The sequence below is a fragment of the Streptomyces typhae genome (assembly GCF_009755605.1).
Lineage (GTDB): Bacteria > Actinomycetota > Actinomycetes > Streptomycetales > Streptomycetaceae > Streptomyces > Streptomyces typhae.
The window spans coordinates 154570-160852 of record NZ_WPNZ01000024.1 but is presented as its reverse complement, the minus strand read 5'-3'; the positions used below and the strand labels follow the sequence as shown (position 1 = coordinate 160852).

6 protein-coding genes and 2 pseudogenes are annotated in these 6283 nt (G+C 75.4%); 5 read left to right on the top strand and 3 right to left on the bottom strand.

Going from position 1 to position 6283, the window contains the following annotated elements; genetic code table 11:
• A pseudogene (locus GPA10_RS33485) lies at positions 1-107 on the top strand (IS5/IS1182 family transposase); the annotation flags it as partial.
• Between the two features lie 16 nt (positions 108-123).
• A pseudogene (locus GPA10_RS33480) lies at positions 124-876 on the top strand (class I SAM-dependent methyltransferase); the annotation flags it as partial.
• Between the two features lie 380 nt (positions 877-1256).
• Here GPA10_RS33480 and GPA10_RS33475 read toward each other — a convergent pair.
• Positions 1257-2312 carry an EamA family transporter gene (locus tag GPA10_RS33475; RefSeq protein ID WP_246260250.1) on the bottom strand — a complete coding sequence of 352 codons (1056 nt, stop codon included), beginning with the start codon at positions 2310-2312 and terminating at the stop codon, positions 1257-1259.
• Positions 2313-2380: 68 nt separating this feature from the next.
• Here GPA10_RS33475 and GPA10_RS33470 point away from each other — a divergent pair, with 68 nt between their 5' ends.
• Positions 2381-3241: a LysR family transcriptional regulator gene (locus GPA10_RS33470; protein WP_157168739.1), complete on the top strand. Its 861-nt coding sequence runs from the start codon at positions 2381-2383 to the stop codon at positions 3239-3241.
• Between the two features lie 261 nt (positions 3242-3502).
• Here GPA10_RS33470 and GPA10_RS41930 read toward each other — a convergent pair whose 3' ends face one another.
• A complete protein-coding gene (locus GPA10_RS41930) occupies positions 3503-3643 on the bottom strand; it encodes a hypothetical protein (RefSeq protein ID WP_198351781.1) in 141 nt (46 codons plus the stop codon).
• On the bottom strand, positions 3640-4506 hold the full coding sequence (locus tag GPA10_RS33465) for a LacI family DNA-binding transcriptional regulator (RefSeq protein WP_198351780.1): 867 nt from the start codon (positions 4504-4506) through the stop codon (positions 3640-3642). The genes GPA10_RS41930 and GPA10_RS33465 overlap by 4 nt, the downstream gene beginning before the upstream one ends.
• A gap of 251 nt (positions 4507-4757) precedes the next feature.
• Between GPA10_RS33465 and GPA10_RS33460 the strand changes: the two genes are divergently transcribed.
• Both GPA10_RS33460 and add read left to right on the top strand, forming a co-directional pair.
• Positions 4758-5129 (top strand): nucleoside hydrolase, encoded by a 372-nt coding sequence (locus tag GPA10_RS33460; protein ID WP_198351779.1) that lies wholly within the window; start codon positions 4758-4760, stop codon positions 5127-5129.
• Entirely contained in the window at positions 5126-6100 is a 975-nt protein-coding gene (gene add, locus GPA10_RS33455) for an adenosine deaminase (RefSeq protein WP_157168738.1), read from the top strand. Before GPA10_RS33460 ends, add begins: the two co-directional genes overlap by 4 nt.
• Positions 6101-6283: the final 183 nt, after the last annotated feature.

The window sequence follows — 6283 nt, the reverse complement described above, 5'->3', positions numbered from 1 at the left end:
GTTTCAACCGCCTCAAGCAGTGGCGCGGCATCGCGACCCGCTACGACAAGACCGCCGAGTCCTACCAGGCAGCCGTCACTCTCGCCTCGCTCCTGATGTGGGCGTGACATTTGAAGACAACTCCTAGGTGGGGCTCTGGGGCTCGACGGGTGTGGGCGTCTCGTCGATGTGGGGTGCGGGCCGGGGACGCTCGCGCTGCTGCTCGTGGAGTCGTTCGGGGAGGTCGTCGGTGTCGATCCCGACGACGGGATGATCGCCGAGGCGGAGCGGGCGGCGGCCGCGCGGGGCGTGTCCGGGAAGGCGCGCTGGGTGCGGGCGCGGGCCGAGGAACTGCCCGCAGGGCTGGGGACGTTCACGGTCGCCGCGTTCGCCCAGTCCTTCCACTGGATGGACCGTGACCTGGTGGCGAGGATCGTGCGGGGCATGTTGCGGCCGGGTGGGGCGCTGGTGCACGTCTCGGACCTGAAGACGCAGCCGCCCGCCGTCGGGGGGCTTCCGCATCCCGTCGTTCCCGACGCGGCGGTCGGGGACCTCGTCCGGCGGTATCTGGGGCCGGTGCGGCGGGCGGGCGCCGGGACGCTGCGGCACGGCACCCCCGGCGACGAGGCCGCGGTGCTGCTGCGCGCGGGGTTCTCCGGGCCCGAGCGCCACGTCGTGCCCGGCGGGCGGATCCTCGACCGGTCGGAGGACGACGTCGTCGCGGGGGTGTACTCGATGTCGTTCTCCGCGCCGCATCTGTTCGGCGCCCGGCGCGGGGCATTCGAGGCGGAGCTGCGGCTGCTGCTGCTGCGGGCGGCGTCCCCGTCCGGGCTCTTCTCCGCACGGCAGCCGAGTACGGAGGTGTTCGTGTGGCGGGTGGGGGGCCGGACGGGCTGACCCCCCACCACGCCCGCCACTGCCGCCCTGGCCCGGCACGGTCCGCCACTTCACCGCCCCGGCCCGACCCGGCGCCCATCCGCCGCCCCGGCCCGACCCGGCGCTCATTCGCCGCCCCGGCCCGGTCCGGTCTGCCACTTCACCGCCCCGGCACTTGTCCGCCGGTCCGCCACGCCTCCGTCTCCGCCCGACCCGGCGCTCATCCGCCCCGCCCCGCCCCGTCACGGCCCGACCCGTCACGGCCCGACCCGTCACGGCCCGGTCCGTCCCGCCGCCATCCCGGCCCGGTCCGCCACGCCGCCGTCCCGACTCGGCGCTCCTCCGCTTCGGTCCGACCAGGCGCGGCCCCGTCCCGGCCCGGCCAGGGCGCTCCCCGCTCGTCAGTCCCGGTCCGCCCCGCCGGTCCGTATCGCGCCCGCGCTGGCGCCGACCACCAGCGCGATCGCCACGCACTGCACGGCCGACAGCGTCTGGCCGAGTACCAGGAAGCCGGCCAGGGCCGCGATCGCCGGGGCCAGGCTCATCAGCACCGCGAAGGTGCCCGCGGGCAGGCGGCGCAGGGCGAGGAGTTCCAGCGTGTACGGGACCCCGGACGACAGCAGCGCCACGCCGAGGCCCAGCGCGAGCACCTCCGGTTCGAGGAGCGTGGCGCCCGCCGAGGCGATGCCCAGGGGCAGGCTCACCAACGCGGCCACGGCCATCGCCACGGCAAGTCCGTCGACGCGCGGGAAGCGGGCCCCGGCCCGGGAGCCGCAGACGATGTACGCGGCCCACATGGCACCCGCGCCCACCGCGAACCCCGCCCCCGCCCAGTTGAGCGCCCCGAGGCTGCCCTGGCCCAGCAGGAACACCCCGGCGAAGGCCAGCCCGGCCCACATCAGGCTCGCCGCACGGCGCGCGACGGCCACGGACAGGAGCAGCGGTCCGAGGACTTCGAGCGTCACCGCAGGGCCCAGCGGGATACGGTCGATCGCCTGGTAGAAGAGGATGTTCATGCCGCCGAGCGCGAGCCCGTAGCAACCGGCCACGGCCCAGTCCCCACGGCTGTGGCCGCGCAGCCGCGGGCGGCAGACGACGAGCAGCAGCACCGCCGCGATCGTCACGCGCAGCGCCACCACACCCAGGGCACCGGCACGCGGAAAGAGCAGCGCCGCGACGGCGGAGCCGAACTGCACCGACAGGGCGCCGGCCAGCACCAGGCCGATGCCGCCGAGGCTGCCGATCCCGGCGGACCTCCGGGGCCGCCCCACGCCCGGCAACCCCGCTCCGCCCGGAACGCCCGGCAACCCCGCTCCGTCCGGCCCGCCCGGCAACCCCGCTCCGTCCGGCCCGCCCGGAACGCCCGGCGCCCCCGCCGCATCCAGCACCCCCAGTGCGTCCGCCGCCGACCCCGACCCCGCGGGAGCCGCTCCCGCCTCGTACCCGCTGTGTGTCATGCCCCCACGCTAGAAAGCGGCCCGCTCCGCGTGAAATGCCTTTCGGACGGTGGTTATGCTTGCTGGGCATGACCATGGAACTGCGCCATCTGCGGGCCTTCCTCGCCATCACCGAGGAGGGCACGATCACGCGTGCCGCGGCCCGGCTGCACACGGGTCAGCCCGCGCTCTCCCGTACGCTGCGCCAACTGGAGACCCATCTCGGGGTCCGCCTGGTCGACCGCTCGACGCACCACCTCGAACTCACGGCGGCGGGCCGTACGTTCCGCGAGCGGGCCGCCGCGGCGCTCGCGGCCGTGGACAGGGCCCTCGATCCGCGCTCCCTCGCCTCGCTGCCGCTGCGCCTCGGGCATCCGTGGGCCGCGCTCGGCGACCTGACCGTGCCGCTGCTGCGCCGCTGGGACGAGGAACATCCCGACGTGCCGCTGGAGCTGCGCCGGGTGGACGACCGTACGGCCGGGCTCACCCAGGGCACGGTCGATGTCGCGCTGCTGCGGGGCGAGGTGACGGCGCCGGGCCTGGTCACGGAGCTGCTCATGGAGGAGGACCGGGTGGCGGTGGTACCCGCGGGCAGCGCTCTCGCCGCTCGTGACACCCTGACCCTCGCGGACCTGGCGTCGTCGCCGATCGCCCTCAACACGGTCGCGGGCACGACCACGTTGGCTCTCTGGCCTGCCTCCGGCCGCCCCACCGAGACGATCAAGGTCACCAACACGGACGAGTGGCTGACGGCGATCGCGGTGGGCCGCGCGGTGGGCATCTCGACGTCGGCGACGCCCCGTCTGCACACGCATCCTTCGATCGTCTACCGCCCGCTGACGGACGCCCCGCCGGTGCCCCTGGTCCTGGCCTGGCGCTCCGGCACCCCCACCCATCCGGCGATCGAGACCCTGGTCCGGCTGGCCCGGGAGCTGGTCGCCGGTCTCTGATCCGGAAGTCCGCACCCGGGCGGGCCGACATGGCCACCGGCACGCGCAACGACGAAGCCCCGCGCACCTGTTCGGTGTGCGGGGCTTCGCTCCTGGAGCGCCCGGCAGGCCTTGCACCTGCATTTCCCATCGGATGATGGACGTCTTTCCTTGGACCACAGACGCGTGACTCCCGTGTCCTGCACCGGAGTTGCACTCTGAGCCTACACCAGCTCCGGACCCGCGCCGACCACTCCGGGCTCCCCGGGCGTCATCACCCGTTCACCGGGCGGCCGTCCCGCCCCCGCACCCGCAGCTCCGCCGCAGGATCAGCGCGGCCTCGGGCAGGGGCCGGGGGGCGCCGCCGTCGAGCAGCAGGTCGACGGCCTGCCGGGCCATGGCGCGCAGGGGTTGCTCGGTCACCGTGAGAGCGGGGGCGGTGTGGGCGCTGTCGGGGTGCCGTCGAGGCTGATGACGGCGAGCCGGCCCGGTACGGGGTGGCCGGTGGCGCAGGCGCCCGCGAGCACGCCGACCGCCTGTTCGTCGGTGGCGGTGACGAGGGCGGGCGGCATGGCGTCACGGGCGACGAGGTCCCTGGTCAGCTCGTCCGCGGCGGCCTGGGAGTAGGCACAGCGCAGCAGCGGCCCCGCCGCTGCGCCCGCGGTGGCCTGCCAGGCCGCGTGGCGGCGCCCGACGGGACCCGCGTCGTCGGGGCCCGTGAGGAAGGCGACGTGGCGGTGGCCGTGGGTGCGCAGATGGGCGACGGCGGCCCGGACGGCCGCGTCGTCGTCGGCGCCGACGAGGGGGGCGCGGCCGGGCTCGGGCCGGTGGTGCACGTAGACGGCGGGCACCCCGGCCGTCTCGGCCTCGGCGGCCACGTCGGCGCCGCCGTCCGCGGAGACGATCACGAGGCCGTCGACCTGGGCGGCGAGGAAGCGCTCGACGAGATGGCGCTGACGGTCCGCCGAGTAGCCGGCGTTCCCGGTCAGGGTGAGTTTGTCGCGCTCCTCCAGGGCCTGCTCGACGTGCCGGGCCAGAGCGCCGAAGTAGGGGTTGGCGGCGTCGGCGAGAACGAGGCCGACCACGCCGGTGGTACGGGAGCGCAGGGCGCGCGCGACCCGGTTGGGCCGGTAGTTCAGCTCGGCAGCCGCGGCGAGCACGCGTTCGCGGGTGGCGGCGGCGACCGGGCGGGGGCCGTTGTTGATCACATAGCTCACCACCGCCGTGGAGGCCCCGGCCCGGCGGGCCACATCGGTCAGCGTCACCGCTCTGGTCGTTCGCTTCACCGTCACCGCTCCGGCCGTCCGCTTCGCCTTGTCGTCACCACCCCGGGGGACTCCCCCGTACGGAAGGAGCACGGTCCGTGCCCGCGCCCCGTCCAGTCCGCAGCACGTGCACGGCGCCGACGACATGGGGGACATCGGTCTGCCGGATCCGGTACGGGGTCCCGCGCCGGGGCACGCGGTCGACGTGCTGCTCTCCCTGCCCCGGGACCACCCCGGCGATCGGCTGGGACGTGTCCCGCAAGGACGCGGTCATGACCCCGGACGACCAGCGCGCACTGGAGCGGATCGGCACGCCCATGGCCGTCTTCGCCCATCGCGTCAACCGCACCGTGGCGGACTGGGCCCGCGACGTCACCGGGCTCGCCGGATACGACCTGCCCGACCCCGTCGCGATGGCCGTCGCCCCCCGGCCCGACCTGGTCATGGAGCAGGAGCAGGCGTACGTGGACACAGCCGTCGGCGACGAGGCCCGGGGCCAGATGATCGTCGACCGCCGGGTGTCGGCGCCCGCCCCGAACCTGACGCTGGTGCGCCGCGTCGACGAGGCAGGGTTCAAGCGGCTCCTGTTCGACACCGTGACCCGCCGGGTCCCGGCCCCCGCCACCATGGAAGGCAGCCGATGACCTCGCCCGCCCCCGCTCCCCCGCCGCGCCACGAACTCCACTGCCACCTGGACGGATCCGTGCGTCCCGACACGATCGCCGACCTCGCTCGCGAGCAGGGCGTCGCGCTGGCCGGACCCGTCGGGGAACTGGTGGTCGCTCCGCAGGACTGCGGCAGCCTCACCCGCTTCCTCACCTACATCGACGTCCCGCTACGGGTCCTCCAGACGCCCGCGGCACTGACCCGCGCCGCGCGGGAACTCGTCGAGGACTGGAGCGCAGACGGCGTCGTCCACGGCGAGGTCCGCTTCGCCCCGCAGCTCCACGGGCGGCACGGCATGTCGCTCGACGACGCCGTGCGCGCCGTCGCCGAGGGTCTGGCGGCCGGTCGCCGCGCCACCGGGGTCCGTACCGCGCTGCTGTTGTGCTGCCTGCGCCACCAGTCGCCCGACGAGAGCCTCGCCGTCGCCGAGGCCGCCGTACGGAACCGGGACGCCGTCGCCGGACTCGACCTGGCCGGGGACGAGCGGCTCCACGGTGCCGGGCCGCACCGTGCGGCGTTCGAGGTGGCGCACACGGCCGGGCTGCCCTGCACGGTCCACGCGGGCGAGGCCGCCGGGCCCGCGAGCATGTGGGAGGCGCTCGACGTCCTGGGGGCCCGCCGTATCGGCCACGGTGTCCGGTGCACCGGGGACGACGCGCTCCTCGGCCGGCTGCGGGCCGACCGCGTCGCCCTGGAGATGTGCCCCACGAGCAACGTGCAGACCGGCGCCGTGTCCGGCCTCGCCGCGCACCCCGCCACCCGGCTCCTGGCCGCCGGCCTCGCGGTCACCATCAGCACCGACACCCGCACCACTTCGGCGACCTCGCTCGGCCGCGAGTTCGACGCGCTGCGGCGAGCTGCCGGGTGGACCGCCGACGACGAGGCCCTCGCGCAGGAGCACGCGGCCCGCGCGGTGTTCGCCCCGCCTTCCGACGCGGGCCGTGGCTGACGCGGCCGACGCGGGACCCACAGGTCCGACGGGACCCGCAGACTCCACAGGCCTTACAGACCCCACAGGCCCCACAGGCCCCACAGGCCCCACAGGCCTTACAGGCCTTACAGGCCTTACAGGGCCTTCAGGCCTTCAGACCGACATAGGCCTTACAGGCTCTACGGGGTCCAGCACGCCCAG